Origin of the sequence: Phocaeicola sp. RTP21359st1_B8_RTP21360_211022, from assembly GCF_040911965.1 — a bacterium.
GTDB lineage: Bacteria > Bacteroidota > Bacteroidia > Bacteroidales > Bacteroidaceae > Phocaeicola > Phocaeicola vulgatus.
In genome coordinates this window covers 50,190-67,193 of record NZ_JBDFXP010000012.1, presented here as the reverse complement: position 1 = coordinate 67,193, position 17,004 = coordinate 50,190, and the positions used below count along the sequence as shown (strand labels likewise).

9 protein-coding genes are annotated in these 17,004 nt (G+C 41.0%); 1 reads left to right on the top strand and 8 read right to left on the bottom strand.

Going from position 1 to position 17,004, the window contains the following annotated elements; genetic code table 11:
- Window positions 1–133: 133 nt before the first annotated feature.
- The 4 genes from AB5062_RS08205 to AB5062_RS08190 form a co-directional block, all read right to left on the bottom strand.
- Window positions 134–1,624, bottom strand: coding sequence for a RagB/SusD family nutrient uptake outer membrane protein (locus AB5062_RS08205; protein WP_022508132.1), 1,491 nt, complete (start codon window positions 1,622–1,624; stop codon window positions 134–136).
- 13 nt (window positions 1,625–1,637) lie between these two features.
- Window positions 1,638–4,883, bottom strand: a complete 3,246-nt coding sequence (locus AB5062_RS08200) for a TonB-dependent receptor (RefSeq protein WP_032952676.1) — start codon at window positions 4,881–4,883, stop codon at window positions 1,638–1,640.
- A 439-nt stretch (window positions 4,884–5,322) separates the two neighbouring features.
- Complete coding sequence (locus tag AB5062_RS08195; RefSeq protein WP_080705336.1) at window positions 5,323–5,685, bottom strand: YkvA family protein; 363 nt, start codon at window positions 5,683–5,685, stop codon at window positions 5,323–5,325.
- Between the two features lie 144 nt (window positions 5,686–5,829).
- Complete coding sequence (locus tag AB5062_RS08190) at window positions 5,830–8,154, bottom strand: TonB-dependent receptor (protein WP_032952678.1); 2,325 nt, start codon at window positions 8,152–8,154, stop codon at window positions 5,830–5,832.
- 155 nt (window positions 8,155–8,309) lie between these two features.
- On the opposite strand from AB5062_RS08190, the gene AB5062_RS08185 reads away from it, so the two are divergent.
- Window positions 8,310–9,806 (top strand): HAMP domain-containing sensor histidine kinase, encoded by a 1,497-nt coding sequence (locus AB5062_RS08185; protein WP_032952679.1) that lies wholly within the window; start codon window positions 8,310–8,312, stop codon window positions 9,804–9,806.
- A 118-nt stretch (window positions 9,807–9,924) separates the two neighbouring features.
- Here the strand turns inward: AB5062_RS08185 and AB5062_RS08180 are convergent, their stop codons facing one another.
- From AB5062_RS08180 to AB5062_RS08165, 4 genes are all read right to left on the bottom strand, one after another.
- Window positions 9,925–11,118 (bottom strand): mechanosensitive ion channel family protein, encoded by a 1,194-nt coding sequence (locus tag AB5062_RS08180; protein WP_032952680.1) that lies wholly within the window; start codon window positions 11,116–11,118, stop codon window positions 9,925–9,927.
- Window positions 11,119–11,234: 116 nt separating this feature from the next.
- Window positions 11,235–14,351 (bottom strand): efflux RND transporter permease subunit, encoded by a 3,117-nt coding sequence (locus AB5062_RS08175; protein WP_032952682.1) that lies wholly within the window; start codon window positions 14,349–14,351, stop codon window positions 11,235–11,237.
- A gap of 4 nt (window positions 14,352–14,355) precedes the next feature.
- Window positions 14,356–15,486, bottom strand: coding sequence for an efflux RND transporter periplasmic adaptor subunit (locus AB5062_RS08170; protein ID WP_005852982.1), 1,131 nt, complete (start codon window positions 15,484–15,486; stop codon window positions 14,356–14,358).
- Between the two features lie 54 nt (window positions 15,487–15,540).
- On the bottom strand, window positions 15,541–16,938 hold the full coding sequence (locus tag AB5062_RS08165) for an efflux transporter outer membrane subunit (RefSeq protein WP_016271345.1): 1,398 nt from the start codon (window positions 16,936–16,938) through the stop codon (window positions 15,541–15,543).
- Between the last annotated feature and the right edge of the window lie 66 nt (window positions 16,939–17,004).

Genomic DNA, 17,004 nt, shown 5'->3' with positions numbered 1-17,004 from the left:
TACAAAAAGAAAACCAGAAAAGCTATCGGTCTTGTAAAACAAAGGTTATGTCAAGCAAAAAGGTGGTACAAAACTTTCAAGAAAAATTCTGCCCACCTCCTTTAAGAGAAAATTTATGTGTTAGAGAGAATTATCAATAGTTCTTCGTACAAAGTGAATTAAAGTCAGTTTCAATTTTAGGTATCTCCCACACCCAACCTTGTGCATCTTTATCCTTTTCAAGAAAAGTACAGAAAGCTATATCAAAATTTGATCCACGCTTAATAGACAAATGCAAACGTTTCAAATCATAAAAACGAAAACCTTCACCCCACAATTCCACCCGGCGACTATTCATAATTTCCTCTGCCAAAGCATCACCGATATTTCCTTTTGAAACATAAGAGGGATCGCGGGTTATCTGGAATTTAGTAAACACAGTCTGCGCCTCACTATCTTTTCCTGCACGAACCAATGCTTCGGCCTGGGTGAGATACATTTCTGCCAAACGCATAAATGCGACATCACCTACAGCATCGGCTGTAGAACGGGCAGTAAACTTACGGTTTTGATAAGCATTCTTTGCATAACTTGATGATGGAACAGATGCTTCCCCTGTCGGATCCCACCACGCACGCCGTAAGTCTGTTTCAGACATCGTTTCATAAGCATCCACATTTATGCACTTCACTCCCTGACGAATGGCACTGGAGTTAAAGTTCCATGACATATATGCGTAATAAGAATAAAAATAAACAGTCTTATCATCGGGAGTCATTGCAGCATACATCGCTTCTTTAGTGTCCGTCGTGATATTGGCAAACCCACAATTCAACTGACTGCCAGTCATCAACCGGTGACCACCAGCTTCAGCTAAAGAAATAGACTTCCCTGCATAAACCGCCGCATTATTATAATCTTGCATGGCCAATGCTACACGTGCCTTCAATCCCCATGCCACCATCTCGCTATAATGATTGACATCATTTACTTTTATTCCACTCAAAAGTATACAAGCCTCATCCAAATCATTATTGATTTTAGCATAAACATCTTCTACGGAATTACGTGCCTGCTCTTCGGCCACAGCTTTTTCACGATAAGGAATTCCATCCTGTGTATTATCCTTGCCGGCTTCATAACGTTTTGCATAAAGCTGGACCAAATTAAAATGAGCCCAAGCACGGATACATAAAGCTTCTCCCTTTATCTGGTCAAACAATTCCTGGCTAGTTATTTCAACTTCCTCCAAACCCGCCAAAATTTTATTGGCATTCAGAATCCATTGATAATAAATCTGCCAGAACTTATAATTATAACCATTCGTTTCATTCATATTGCATTGCCATCCTAAATAGGCCGCCTTCATCCATGTATTTGTCTGCCAATTCATATCATCAGCCTCTGCATCACGTGACATCATAAAACCGGGTTCACCGCCCAGACACTGATATCCGCTTTCCTGAGAAACCATCTCTTTATGAATTCCGTTCAATGCTATATAAAGATTGTCCAACGAGGTGTTTATTGTCGTTTCTGAAACAGAGGTAGACGGAATGGTATCCAGATAATCACCGGCACAACCAGATAGAGACATTACTCCAACTGTCGCTAATCCTAATGTTATATTTTTAATTGATCTCATAATTCTTTTATTTTTAGAATGAAACATTAAGCCCTAACGTGATATTACGGGACGGCATATACTCATTATAAGTCACACCGGAATAGTTGGCCATCGGGTTCAATCCCTGACGGGCTTTCAACATGAACAAGTTTTCCGCAGTCAGATTCAAACGGGCACTCTTAAGCATCACTTTGCTCAACCAAGTTTTTGGGAGCTGATAGCCAATAGTGACAGATCTTAAATTAAGATAATCCGAGCTGGTAAGCCAACGAGTTGAATAAGACTGACCAATATTCGTGGTATGAGCCGCACTATTGTCTATACGGGGAACCTCAGTAATATCCCCCGCCTGTTTCCATGCTTTTAACAAATCCGGACTTTGTGCATAACCAAATTCAGTCATACTCATCATGGTAGCATAATTAGTATCCAGAATCTGACCGCCCAACTGGTAAGAGAATACAGCAGCCAAATCAAAGTTCTTATAACTAACTCTGACATTAAACCCACCATACACATCAGGAATAGAAGAACCGCTGAAGTCGTATTTAGCATAAGTATACGAATTGGTCAATTCCTTACCATCAATAGTCACTACTGTTTTTTTATACTCGTCAAACTGGCTCTGCGTAATGTTTCCATCCCCTGTTCCGATATTCCCTTGATTATATTTACTTACATCAGCCACATATAAACCATCACCGGTCTGAGGGTCTACCCCATGCCATTGACGAAGCCAGAATTCATAAATGGACTTTCCTTCCAACCACTTTTTAGAGCCACTGATATATCCATTTTCTTTCATTGTAGCCGGCAGGTTCTTGATCTTATTCTTCACAAAAGTAGCATTGGCCCCAACTGATACACTCCAATCTTTATTTTTAAATGCATTATAATCCAACTCTATTTCCACTCCTGAATTAGTAACCTTACCGATATTCTGTATAATGGATGTTACTCCGACAGAAGCAGGCTGGGAAACATCAAACAACAAATCCTTGGAATCTTTCTTAAAATATTCAATAGTACCCGTCAAACGGTCAAACAAGCCAAATTCAAGAGCAATATCCGTAGATATCTGTGTTTCCCATTTCAATGAGGGATTGGCTATCACCGTGAAGTAGGCTCCAGCTTCTGAGCCATTCTTATATCCCAAACCATATAAGGTCTGATAAGGATAATAATCAGGATCACCATCACTATCCAATATATTATCATTACCTGTTTCACCGTAAGAAGCACGTAATTTCAAGTTATTCACCCATTTCACATCCTTCATAAATGCCTCTTCACTAATTCTCCAGCCTGCTCCGAACGACCAGAAATTCCCCCATCGGTTCTCTTTTGCAAAACGCGAGGAACCATCATGGCGATAAGAAAGTGAAGCGTAGTATTTATGCGCATAATCATAATTGATACGGCCAAAGTAACCTTCCTTTTTATAGGTGTCCGTATAGGAGCTAAGTGAACTGATATTTACGAAATTACCAAATTCATACATGCCCGAAACTGTTTCCTGGGTCTTCATGCCATATAAATACTCATACTTATAAGAATAGTTTTCATGTCCCAAAAGAACGTCAAAGTTATGATTTCCGATAGACTTGCTATAAGTTATCAATTGATTGAAGGTCTGAGTCAGCGTTCGGGTAGACATTTGGTTCAAACGACCCGGTCCGGCAGTGCCATCGCCCACATAAGGATTTTCATAGACTTTACGACGATAATCAATATTATTGATAGAGTAATTGGCTGTAAGGTTCAACCCTTCAACCGGAGTCAAAGTGAGATAAGTATGTCCAGTCTGATTAACACGCACCAGTTCACGTTGATTGAACTCTGTTTCAGCTATCGCATCACGTCCATTATTCGACAAGCGAGTTCCTTCATAATCATAAATATATTCACCCGGATCAGTAGTTGCCTTACCATTAGCATCCAAATAAGCACCGGTTTCCAAATCATGTTTATGAACGGGATATATAGGAGCCATGGTACGAATAAAACGGGTAAGGTTACTATATGAACTCGAATTTCCCGAATCTGAAGTTGAATAATTGGATACCGTACGCGTTACTCCCAAATTCAAACCAGTCTTGAACCATTTAGTAGGATACACATTATAATTCAAACGACCAGAATAACGTTCAAAGTCAGTCTTGATCATATAACCATCATCATTTAAATAGCCAACAGAAGCATAAGTATCACTTTTTTCTGTTTTTGTATTATAACTCAAATTATATTCCTGACGATAGCCGGTCTTGAAAGCTGCATCTTCCCAATCCAAATCATCCCCCCACTTCAATGCATCAGCAGAAGAATTCAGTTTTCCATCAGTTCCGACAATGGCATCATCTGCGACACCAACAAAAGGATTATATTTCAACGTACTTCCAATTTTAGATGTTGCCAATGAGGCCGCCGTTGCAGCATCCTTACCAGATGTAATATAGGAATTCTTCAACATCTCCCATTGTAAAGGATAGTAATCATAAATTCCCACCTTTTTATAATCTTTATAAGCCCTGTTTGACCATCCTTGGTTAATAGTCAAGTTTACTCCTGTTCCACCTGACTCTTTACCTTTTTTAGTAGTAATCAAGATAACACCATTACCCGCACTTGAACCATACAAAGAAGTAGATGCCGCATCTTTCAATATAGTCATAGACTCAATATCCGCAGGATTAATATCACCTATGCTGCCATTGTATATAGTTCCGTCCACTACATATAAAGGAGCATTGGATGCATTGACTGAGCCAAACCCACGAATACGGATAGAAGAAGATTCACCAGGTTGTCCGGTGGCAGCAGTCACCTGAACTCCGGAAGCATTTCCTTCCAATGCAGCTGTAACATTAGTGATAGCACGTTTCTCTATGGATTTGGCCCCTACTGTGGAAGCAGCTCCTGTAAAAGATGATTTTTTCTGTGTACCATAAGCCACTACAACGACCTCATCAATCAATTCCGTATCACTTTGCATCACTACTCTTTGCTCACCACCCTTTATAGCCAATTCTTGTGTTTTCATACCGACAAACGATATTACCAAAGATTTTGCATTGACCGGAATATTGTTTATACTATACCGGCCATTCATATCGGTAATAGTTCCAAGGGTAGTACCTTTCACAAGAACCGAAGCTCCGACAATCGGCTCATTGTCTTCTGCCGAAACTACAACTCCAGTAATTCGGGATACTTGAGCCATTGCCATACCTGTCCATAGGAATAGACAAGCCAACGTAAACAAAACTCTCTTTTTCATAAAAAAACTTTTTAATTTAACGTTCATAAATGCTAAGTTCTCTTAGAACTTAGATAAAAACGCTCAAAAAGAGTTGTTTTGCTGGATTTGGCAAGCAAAAAGTAAGGCTTAATAGAATAAAATTATTTATTATCCAACATTTTATCTGCAATTTCTTTGATATTTAATATATTTTCATATCTTTGCAGCAATATTTAATATAAAGTTCTAAGAGAACTTAGGTCATGTTAATAATTGAATTATAGGGAATTAATAAGACTCAAAACATATTGTAACACTTTTACATACCTCACATATTCTCAGACAAAATGAAGTTCCTTGGGGAGAGTTACAATTTACCTTTGTCTACAATCAGCAAGGGCCACGCCGAAATTCGACGAAGCCCATTCCTAAAATACTCCATTTACCCATCCTTACTCCCCAAAGACAAGTACAATATTTATTCTTCTATCAACTCATACTTTCCTTCCGGGAACCAGCGTTCCAATATATTATCCACTTCTGATTCAATCTCAGGAGTCACATAGCGGCACACCTTTTTATAAGCATAAACCAAAGATACCGCTTCATCAATCCAGCCGATAATTGGTAACCGCTTAGCCGAAATCAAATCGATCGGCAATACCAGATACGAAAGTGCCGCCACAATCAACATCTTATCCGAATAAGGAGTTTCGGGGCTTCGCAATACATAATATAATAGAAGTACAGGACGAGCAGTCGTTCTACCGGTGGCCTTTGCGTAATCCGTAATTTTCTCCCACAGGAGTTCATAATCAATCAAGTTTTTTTTCATTTTCATATATGATTTTGTTAAGGGTAATATATCTATTATTCCGGTAAATTTATGAACTTAACTTCGTAAGCCAAGCAACTTATGTTCGTGAGTCAAGTTACTTAACTTACTTGCCCCATGAACTTAAGCTCATTCAAATGATTATCTTGTTTATTTTCCGGTACTCATCACTCCGGAATCGTTATCACTATTATTCACCCTCCGTTGACCTGTCTTAAACTTACGGCCAAACGAGAAATTATAAGAAACACTTGCCAAAAACATTTGTGAGCTCTCCTTCACATAATTCGTTTTTTTATAAGAAGCATATTTATTCCAGTTCTCAGTCTGTTGCTTATAATTATCCGTAAACGGATTGAAAGCGCCTAGCCCCACACGCAAATTCTTATGCGTGTAATACATCATCAATACCTGAATATTCTCTCCCCCCGACAAGGTTTCCCCCCAGAAATTATTCCAGTTAGTATTCATCTGCCAGTAAAGAGAGAACTGCTTGTAATTAAAGGATGCTTCAGCATTACAATACCAGTTTGTATAAGTATGAGAATATGTATTACCATGACTCATATAATGGTTTACTCCACCGGTAAACGAGAACTGTAGCATATCCTTAATAGGACCGACACGCAAAGTCAGACGCCCCGATAATTTCTGCCAATCCTTTTGATTGTCCCATGTCTGTACAATCTTGTCACCGTCCTGATACTTCTCGTCCATAATGGCATTCGGCTGATAATCATACGCTCCCCAAAGATTAGAATAAAATATACCTTTCTGCCATTCGTATGTCAACTCTGTGTGATAACGCAAATAGGCTTTCAAGTTCGGATTGCCTCGTCTGATTTGCAACGAATCCACAATCTGTTCTACAGCACTTAAATCCCCCAATGACGGCGAAGCATTACTGATATCGGATTTCCAACGAACAAATGAATTTCCCGGTAATGCATAATGCAGTACCAAACGGGGATTAAAACTATAATTCTCATACGAATCATCACCACTTTGTTTATAATAAGAACGAGTAACGCCTACCCCCAATCTGTAGTCCAATTTTTTCACCTTTCCTCTATATTCACCATAAACATATGTATCCCCTTGATTCATATCCGTTTCATAATAATGACCGTTACGGTATTCATTATTGGCAAAAGACTGAGTATGGCGCAAACCGAAACTCAAGGAATTTCCTTTAGAAAATTGCTTCTCATAAACAGCCTCCCCAATCAGAGAATATTTATCTCCCAATACATTATTATTAATATCAGTCAACAACTCATCCTGCAAACTTTCTTGATACAAACGGCGTGATTTTTCCTTATTATAAGTACCGACCACATTGAATACCAAAAGTTGCTTATTTTTCAATCCCTGTTGATAATAAAGATCCAACGAAGGACGAGACCAACTTTCTTTAGTACGGTCTATCATATCCACCTTATCATCAGAATCGGCAACATTAGTCAATACTCCTTGATAATTCCAATGCGGCTGGCTATTACTTCTCAAACGAAAAGTAGCACTGAACAATGAATTTTCGGTCTGCTGCAAATTATAATTCATACTTAAATTATTCATAAACATAGATCCGTGCCCCGGTTCACCTTCTTCTATACGATGTAATGTCGTTCCGTCCGCCAAATGGAATTCCTCTTCATTATCCCGGTACATACCATAGAAATCGCGAGGTCCCATGTAATACGAAACGCCAAACTCCGACTTCTTATGGTTCACTTTTCCAAAAACATTATATTCTCCCCACATGGCATTCATCCCCTGAGACAAATCCACTCCAAAGTTTCCCCCCGTTTCCGGACGGCGGACAATATAATCAAGCACTACCTCAGCATTACCATAACGTAAACCTGGATTGTCATGATACTCTATTCGAATAATGTCTGATGGCTGTAATGCCTTAATCTCTTCAACTTCTGCTTTCGCTCCATTAATACGAAGCTGAAGTTCTCCTCCCCCTAACACTCCTATCTCATTATTCATAGGATTTATCTGAATACGGGGAAGCATCATCTGTTGCAACAGATTGACTCCATTTGTCGAAACCTTCATTTGCCGTTCAGAAGGAAAAATCAACTTACGATCCGAATGACTGATCTGTCCGGAAGCACTAACTGTTACACCTTCCATAGCCACAGCATCATCTTCCAACAAAATTTCCCCTAAATTTATATTCTGTTTAATTCCGTCTAATACAATGAATTGCGTACGATACCCCACACAGGATAGTGCCAATAAATAATTGCCTGCATAAACCTTATTCAGCAAGAAATCGCCTTTACCATTCGTAGTAGTCCCTCCAACAAAAACCGAATCTGCTGTTTGTAAAACTACATTAACATATTCTGCTGCCTTTTTGCTTGTCGCGTCTTTCACAGTGCCCTTTATAATTATTTGTTGGGCAAAAACTCCTTGTACCATACTGACTACCAGTATGGCTATCATTACTATTTTTCTCATTTTAAATATTATGATTTTATTCTTTTTACAAGATGGCCTGTCCTGCTTAAAAGTTATTGTTTTACTGTTTAGACGCTAGAAGCTGAAAAAAAGTTGCACTTCCCTAAACTTTTTGCTTAAAAAAAGGTTATATTTGCAGAAAACCTGTTTCAATAATGAAAAAAATTCTTCTAACATTAGCACTTGCCTTTTGTTGTGCTGCAGGGCAAGGACAAACTACAGCCAAACCGGCAGATGTCAATATTCAAGAGTTAAATACAAAGTGGGCAAAATTCACTCAGTATGCCGAACAAAAGCAAATAAATAAAGCGGTAGAAGAGGGAATACGGATAAGTACGCTCTTTACTCAAAACAGGCAATATAAAGAAGCCTTTGCCACTTGCCGACAAATGGATGCATTGATTTATTATAATGAGCAAGAAAAAAAATCACCCGAATACAAATTACGTTTCATGGTGGGTAAAGAACGCCTGCGTATGTATACGAATCTAAAAAATACAGAACAATGCAAGATACTATTGAAACAACTTCATTCCTATACAGACCAATTAAAATCAGACTCTTTACAAGAAGAGCTTCTAATGACGGAAGCCAATTATTATCAAACTTTCGGTATGACAGACAAAAGCTTGGAATGTTACAACACCTTATTCCAAAAGCGCTCTGCCGGTAAAGACGAAAAAGGAATAGACCAATGCTATAAAGACATGTTGGGATATGCCGAACAGAATAATAATGCCCCATTGGCTATTGCAATGAGAAAACTTTATACTTCATGGCAAGATTCCATAAAAGCAGTAAAAACAGCCAATGAACTAAACACACTGCAACAAAAATATGAAACCAGTCAAAAGACTTTGCAGGAAAAAGAAGACAAGATTACCACAAATCTAATTATTATCATTGCACTATGTGTGTTATCCGCCATATTGGCTGCCGGATTATTATTCTTAGCTACCCTGTTATTTAAACATATCCGCCAAGTAAAGAAATTGAAACATAGCCTACAGATAGCGAATGAAAACAATGAGCAGAAGTCTAAATTTATCGGTAATATCAGCGCCCAAATTGAACCAAGTCTGAATACAATAGATGAAGCAACAAAGGAAACAATATCCACCCCAATATTACATGAAAACATCAAGGCACTGAAAGAACTGATGACAGCTATCCAGACGTATATTTCATTGGAAGAAACACGTGAAGAACATTATCCGCTAAAGGAACTGAACATAAATACATTGTGTGAAAGTATTATGGAAAAAGCGAAAATAAACTTCAAATCCGGAGTAGAAGCAGTGGTAAATGTTCCACGTGTAAATATTAAGACAAATGCAGAAGAATTGGAACGTATATTAAACCATTTATTGAACAATGCGGCAGAATATACGAAAAGTGGTAAGATTTCACTGGAATTCAAAAAACGAAGCGCCCATACACATCAATTCATACTAACTGATACGGGAACGGGAATTCCGGTTGAAGCACGTGAAAAACTGTTCAAGCCATTTGCAGAAATACGCGATTTAACGCAAGGAAACGGACTAGGGTTGCCTACTTGCAGCCTTATCGCTTATAAATTAAATGGTACACTGACTTTGGACACTGATTATAAAAAAGGAACTCGGTTTATACTGGAACTTCATGTATAATAGTGTACATTCTCACATATTAACACGGATTATTCATTTTGACAATCAATAAATTTGATGTAATCCATGTTAATATGTGATGATTCCTGTACCTCTCCGCTAGTGAGATTATAAATAATTAATGAGAAGAAAGAGACAACACATCCAATCCTGAAGGAATTTGGAATACCCTTAATCCAAATTCGGGAAGAACAGCCAACAAATGGTCAAAAACCTCTGCTTGCAAACGTTCGTATGGAATCCAGTCTTTATTGGCTGAGAAGAAATAAAGTTCTATGGGTAATCCTTGCGGCGTAGGTTGTAATTGACGCACCATCAAAATCAATTCTGTATTCACCCGAGGATTATGACGCAAATAATATTCCAGATAGTGACGAAATACATAAAGATTCACCTCCTCCTTTCCTGTCTTTTCAAAGCCTGACATCCAGACTTGTTTTTCAAATTTTTTCATTTGTTCCGGTGTACAGAAACGGACCGTATTCATATCTATATTAATAGAACGTTTCACTCTGCGTCCACCACTTTCCCTCATGCCACGCCAATTCTGAAACGAATCACTGACCAATGCATAAGGTGGGACTGTAGTTATAGTATTATCCCAATTGCGTACCTTTACAGTGGTAAGAGTCACTTCTATTACTGTACCGTCCGCTCCGTATTTCGGCATGGTAATCCAATCTCCCGGACGGAGCATATCATTGGCAGAAAGCTGGACTCCGGCTACCAGCCCCATAATCGTATCTTTGAAAACCAACATCAAGATAGCTGCAGAAGCACCCAATCCGGTAAGAATATTCACAGGATCTTTATCAATCAAGGTACTGACTATAATGATCACCCCTACACAAATCACAATCAGTTTTATCATCTGATATACCCCTTTCAGAGGATGATTCTTTAGTTTCTCATGTTCGCTTGAAATGGTATAGAGGGAAGTCAGAAAAGAACAAATCAACTTCATGGCTACAGCCGTGATATACACCCAGCATAGCTTCAGAATGAATGTCAAAGTCACAGGTTCATGCGGAAAAGCAAAAGGAAGCAATACATACAATATAATAGGTGGAATAAGATGACACATATTATCTAATACAGCATCATTGAATAAATAATCATCCCAAGTAGCCTGAGTCCTTGCCGTCAGTTTCTTTATAGTAGGAACTACTATTTTTCTACAAAAATAATCTGCCACAAAAGCAATGATCAGAATCCCTGCTATAATGACAATACGCTGGGTTATGCCCAGGCTTTCCTGATGCACACCCATCTGTTGCAATAAGTTAGTAATATCGTTATTTATTGTATCCATATTTCCATGTGTTTGTCGCAAAGATACACAAATTCACCACAGATAACGCAAATCCATACAGTTTTTAAATCGAGTTGTCCGTATAAATCTGACCAATCTGTGGTGAAACCAAACAATTATTTTTTCTTAGTCAGCCATTTTTCCTGAATATGCTGCATCACTTCATACCAGTTAGGAATATAAATGGTAGCAAAAATTGTATTCACAGCCATACCGAACACCACTGCCGCACCCAGTGCCACACGGCTGCCTGCACCGGCTCCTGTGGCAAACAACAACGGCATCACACCCAGCACGAAGGTAAATGAAGTCATCAGGATAGGACGCAAGCGCACATGCCCTGCCTCGTATGCCGCCTCACGGATAGGATTGCCAGCCTTACGGTAATCACGGGCAAACTCCACAATCAAGATACCATTCTTCGCAGACAAGGCTATCAGCAGAATAATACCGATCTGGGTATAAATACTCACCGGAACCCCCATCACCCAGCAGCCCAACATCGCTCCCAAAATAGCAACCGGAAGCCCCATCACGGCAGCCACCGGACTTGTCCAGCTTTCATACTGTGCCGCCAGTACCAAATAGGCTACCAACAAGGCCATGATTAAAATAATTGTAGTAGTATTACCTGCCTGAGTTTCCTGATAGGCAACAGAGGTCCATTCATATCCAAACTCACCACCTAGCTGATTTTTAATCAAACTCCCTATAGCCTCTATCGCCTGTCCGGAACTACTGCCCGCAGCCGGCGTACAAGTGATGGAAGCAGCCGAATACATATTATACCGGTTTATCTGGTCCATCCCCAGTTTTTGTTCTATCTGCGTAAAACTGCTGAAAGGCACCATCTCTCCCTTCGAATTGACCACACTCAGTTTTAACACATCATCAATCACTTTTTGGGCTTGTTCGCCAGCCTCCAATTTCACTTGGTAGATACGGCCGAATTCCACAAAATCATTTACATAAGCCTGCCCCATGTAATACCCTAATGTAGAAAAGACCTGATTCAACTGCAAACCCATCAACTGAACTTTATCCCGGTCTATATTCAAAAAATATTGAGGTACATCCGCTTGATACATACTGCTCATGGAAGCGACAGCCGGCTCATTATGATAATTAGCCAATAAAGCCTCAACCGCCTTTTGCAGTTCTTCCGGACCCAAAGACTTACGATCCTCCAGTTCGAGTTGTAAACCACCCGTATTGCCCATACCTGGAATAGCAGGAGGAATAATACCAAAGACTTGGGCTTCCTGTATCATGGCATATGCCTGTCCGTTAAAACGATTGACCACCGCTTGAGCGGTATGCTCTTTACCCACACGCTCTTTCCAATTCTTCAGCACCACAAAATAGGTAGCCGCATTAGGCAACTGACCACCTCCCATGATACTGAATCCGTTTACGCCCAAATAAGTCTTCACTTCGGGATACTCTGACAAAATAGCATCAATCTGCTTACCCACCATCTGTGTACGCTCTAAAGAAGAAGCTGCCGGAAGCTGAATGGCAATCATAAAATATCCGTCATCTTCTTCAGGAATAAAGGTGCTGGGCCATTTTACAAACATCAGAATAGCAATGACTGAGATTACGATATAAGAACCGATAGCAATAACCGGCCGTGCCAACAACCATTTTACCGAAGCGTCATAAACCCGCTGCATCCAGTCATTCATCTTGTCAAACCAGAGGAACAAACGCGCTTTATGCGTCGGGGTGGGACGGAGCAACAGAGCGCAGACTGCCGGAGTCAAGGTCAATGAGTTGAAACCACTTATCACTGTAGAAGCCGCGATGGTCAAAGCAAACTGTTTATAAAGCTGCCCGGAAATACCGCTAATCAGCGTAGTAGGAATAAATACGGCAAGCAGTACCAGCACCACTCCGACAATAGGTCCGGTAATCTCCCCCATAGCCTGCTCGGTAGCGGCACGGGCGTCCAGCTTCCCTTCATCCAGAATACGGGTGGCATTTTCAGTCACCACTATGGCATCATCCACTACAATAGCTATAGCCAATATCAAGCCGAACAGTGTCAATGTATTGATGGAAAAGCCTAAAGCAGCCATTACCGCCAATGTTCCGATAAGGGACACAGGGATAGTAAGACAGGGGATAAGAACCGCCCGCCAGCTTTGCAGAAAAAAAAAGATAACCAGCACCACCAGAATAATCGCTTCCACAAAGGTCTTCATCACTTCATCAATGGAGTCGTGTACCACATCGGTAGTATCCAACGTCACATTGTATTTCACCCCGGCCGGAAATGTTTCAGCCAGTTCCGCCATACGGGCACGGACGTGTTTAGAAACATCCAGCGAATTACTTCCCGGCAACTGGTAAACAGCAATAGCAGCCGTAGGTTGCCCTTTCAAGCGGGAAACAACTCCATACCCGGCACTGCCCAACTCAATTTTTGCAACATCTTTCAGACGGAGCACTTTTCCCTGGTCTTCCACTCTCAATATGATGTCGCCGAACTCTTCGGGAGTAGAAAGACGTCCTTTTACATTCAGCGTATATTGAAAATCATTATCGGCCGAACTGCCGATGGGTTGTCCCACATAACCGGCAGACACTTCCATATTCTGACTTTGAATGGCAGCATAAACCTGCTGCGGGGTAATATTGCGGATACGCATGGTTTCAGGATTCAGCCATACGCGCATGGAATAATCACCGGCTCCCATGACATCCACCGCTCCTACCCCTGGTACACGTGTCAACTGGTCTACCAGATTCAAATTGGCATAATTGGTCAGATAAAGGCCATCATAAATACTGTCACCACTCAGTGTAAGCATCATCACAATATTGGATGACTGCTTCTGCACCGTCACTCCCTGTACCTTCACAGCTTCGGGTAAAGAATTCAATGCTACACTGACACGGTTTTGTACCATCACAGTTGCCATATCGATATCCGTTCCCACTTCGAAAGTCACTGTCAGCGAATAAGCGCCCGATGCAGAGGAATTGGAACTCATATACAACATTCCGTCCACACCGTTTACCTGCTGTTCAATGGGGATACCGACAGTTTGAGCTACAGTTTCAGCATTGGCACCCGGATATACCGCACTGACTTGCACGGTAGGAGGCGTAATATCGGGATATTGCGCCACGGGCAATATATTCAGGGTTACAAGTCCGGCCACCACGAATAACAAAGCCAGCACCGTGGCAAATATAGGCCGTTCTATGAAAAATTTTGAAAACATAAGGCTATTGAAGTTTATTGGTTTGTTCTATCGGTTTAATTTTCATGCCTTGACGCACTTTCAACAATGCCTTGGTGACATAACGTTCGGAAGGTGACAAGCCACTTTTTACAACACGCATATTATGATCCGCCAACTGCCCGACTTCAATATGCCGATAATTCACTATATCACTGTCATTCACTACATACAAATATTTACCCAACTGGTCTGTTCCGATAGAAGCATCATTAACCAACACTGCATTCCGCGCTTCACCGTATGGTAAGGTGACACTGACAAATAATCCGGGACGAAGCATCCCGTCAGGGTTATCCAATTCCGCACGCAAACGGAGAGTACCTGTAGTTAATGTCACATTGGGAGAAAGATAATCCAGTTTCGCTTTCCATGACTGTGCCCCGTCAGTTCCCAAACGCAAGGTTACAAAATGAGTTTCCGCAGGAATCTTGCTGGCAGCCTCCTGGGCCAGCTCGTATGTCAGATATTGGTTATCTGCAATATTAAAATAGGAATACATACGGTTATCCTTATAAACAGTAGCCAATTTAACCGGTTGCAAAGCACCACCAATATACGCCCCGACAGAATAAGCCGAAACATCAACCACTCCGTCACAAGGAGCCTTGACATAGCAATAACTCAAGTTGGTACGCGCAGTTTTCAAAGCTGCTTCAGCATTACTTACGGCAGCCTCACAAGCCGCCACATGACTTTCCGCCTGTAAATATTGTATACGGCTCACCGCATCACTTTTTATCGCTTCTTTCATACGTTGATAACTACTGACAGCATATTCAAGATTGGCTTTAGCCGTTTTTAATTCAGCTTCCGCTTGTTTCACTGAATTTTCATAAAGTGTCGGTTCTATAACGAACAATACCTGTCCCTGACGTACCCGGGAACCAGGTGCAAAATTCTTGGATTGTAAAGTTCCATTTACTCGTCCCACCAAATCTACAGTAGATTCCGCTTCCAGATAACCGGGATAATCTTTGGTCAGCGTCACATTTTCCACCAAAGGTTTCGCAACATCTACAGGCAATGCCTGCATTTCTGTCTGAGAAGGTTTATTTTTATCGCAGGCGGTCAACACACATACCGTCCATGCGAAAGCTATCATTATTTTTTTCATATCTTGGGTTAGGTTTTTATTATTTCTATAGTTCAACAGCTTTTCCGTCGCAGCCTACCAGCCTCCTCCCAATGCCTGATACATCTGAATCAGACAAAGCAATGAATATCCCTGTGCCTGCACCAATGAATTCTCGTATGACAGTAACGAACGCTGTGCATCCAATACATTTTGGAAAGGGCTCAGCCCCTGTTTATATAAGTCCAATGAAAGTTTAAATGCCTCTTTCCCCTGATTCAACATCTCACGACATGCTACAATCTGTTTGATGGAATTCTTATAACTACTCATGGCATTATCCACCTCCTGCACCGCTGTAAGAACCGTAGTATTGAACTGATTGATTGTTTCATCCAGTTGTGCACGCTGCAAGCGTACATTATTCGCACGCTGGCCACCATTAAAAATCGTCCAGCTCATAGAGGGAGCGATACTCCATGTCATACTGCTACGTCTAGTAAAATCTTTCATATCATGTGAAGCATAGCCGAAGGAACCGTTCAGAAAAAATGAGGGAAGCCAATCGGTCTTGGAAGCTCCCAACAAGGCTGCTTGTGCATTGACTTGACGTTCGGCAACCCGTACATCGGGACGTCGTAAAAGTAATTGTCCGGGAAGACCGACCCCTACCGGCTCTATATAATCGGGTAACGGTTTTCCCGTTTCCAGTGCAGCCGTCACATCCTGAGGATAAAGCCCGAGCAATACAGCCAACGCATTCATATATTGAATAATACCGGATTCTGTAGCAGGAATAGAAGCCAATGTACTATAATAAACCGATTTAGCCTGAGCCACATCCAGTTTGGAAGCCAGTCCGGTATTATAACGCACTTCAGTTATATCCACCACCGCCTTTTGAGATAAAGCATTGCGCTGTAACACACTGAGTTCCTGTTGGGTCTCACGCAAATTAAAATAGGCTGACGCCACTTCTGCACAAAGACTTACCATCGTCGCATTGTACTCTTCACGACTTGCCGCAAAATTTTCTTTCTGCGCTTTCACCCGTTGGCGGATGGAACCGAACACATCCACCTGCCAGTTCATATTAACCGTTGCATCATAATACCCCACTCTGGATTGAGGCTGTCCCGTACCGGTATTGCCACTAGTCTGTTGGCGGTTCCACCCGGCATCCAATGACAAAGCCGGATAATAGCCTCCTCTGGCTATCCTCAGATTCGCTTTCGCCATATCTATACGATTCAAGGCTGTAAGGACAGACGGATTCTGCCTGACAGCCACATGAATCAATGAATCCAGTGTGGCATCCTGAAATACAGTCCACCAATGGTCATCCACCGGAAGCAGTTGTTGAAACATCGCATCCTCTTCTTGCCAATGTTCCGGCAAGGGTACATTCAATAATTTTTCGGCCCGCTGCTGGGCATTCAGTGCCAAAGGAATGATTAAAAGGAGCCATACTCCCCATCTACGTATTTTCCTCATAAGTTTATCACATTAAAAAACATTAGGAAAACACATGAAACAATGTTTTGTTTAACCCTTTGACTT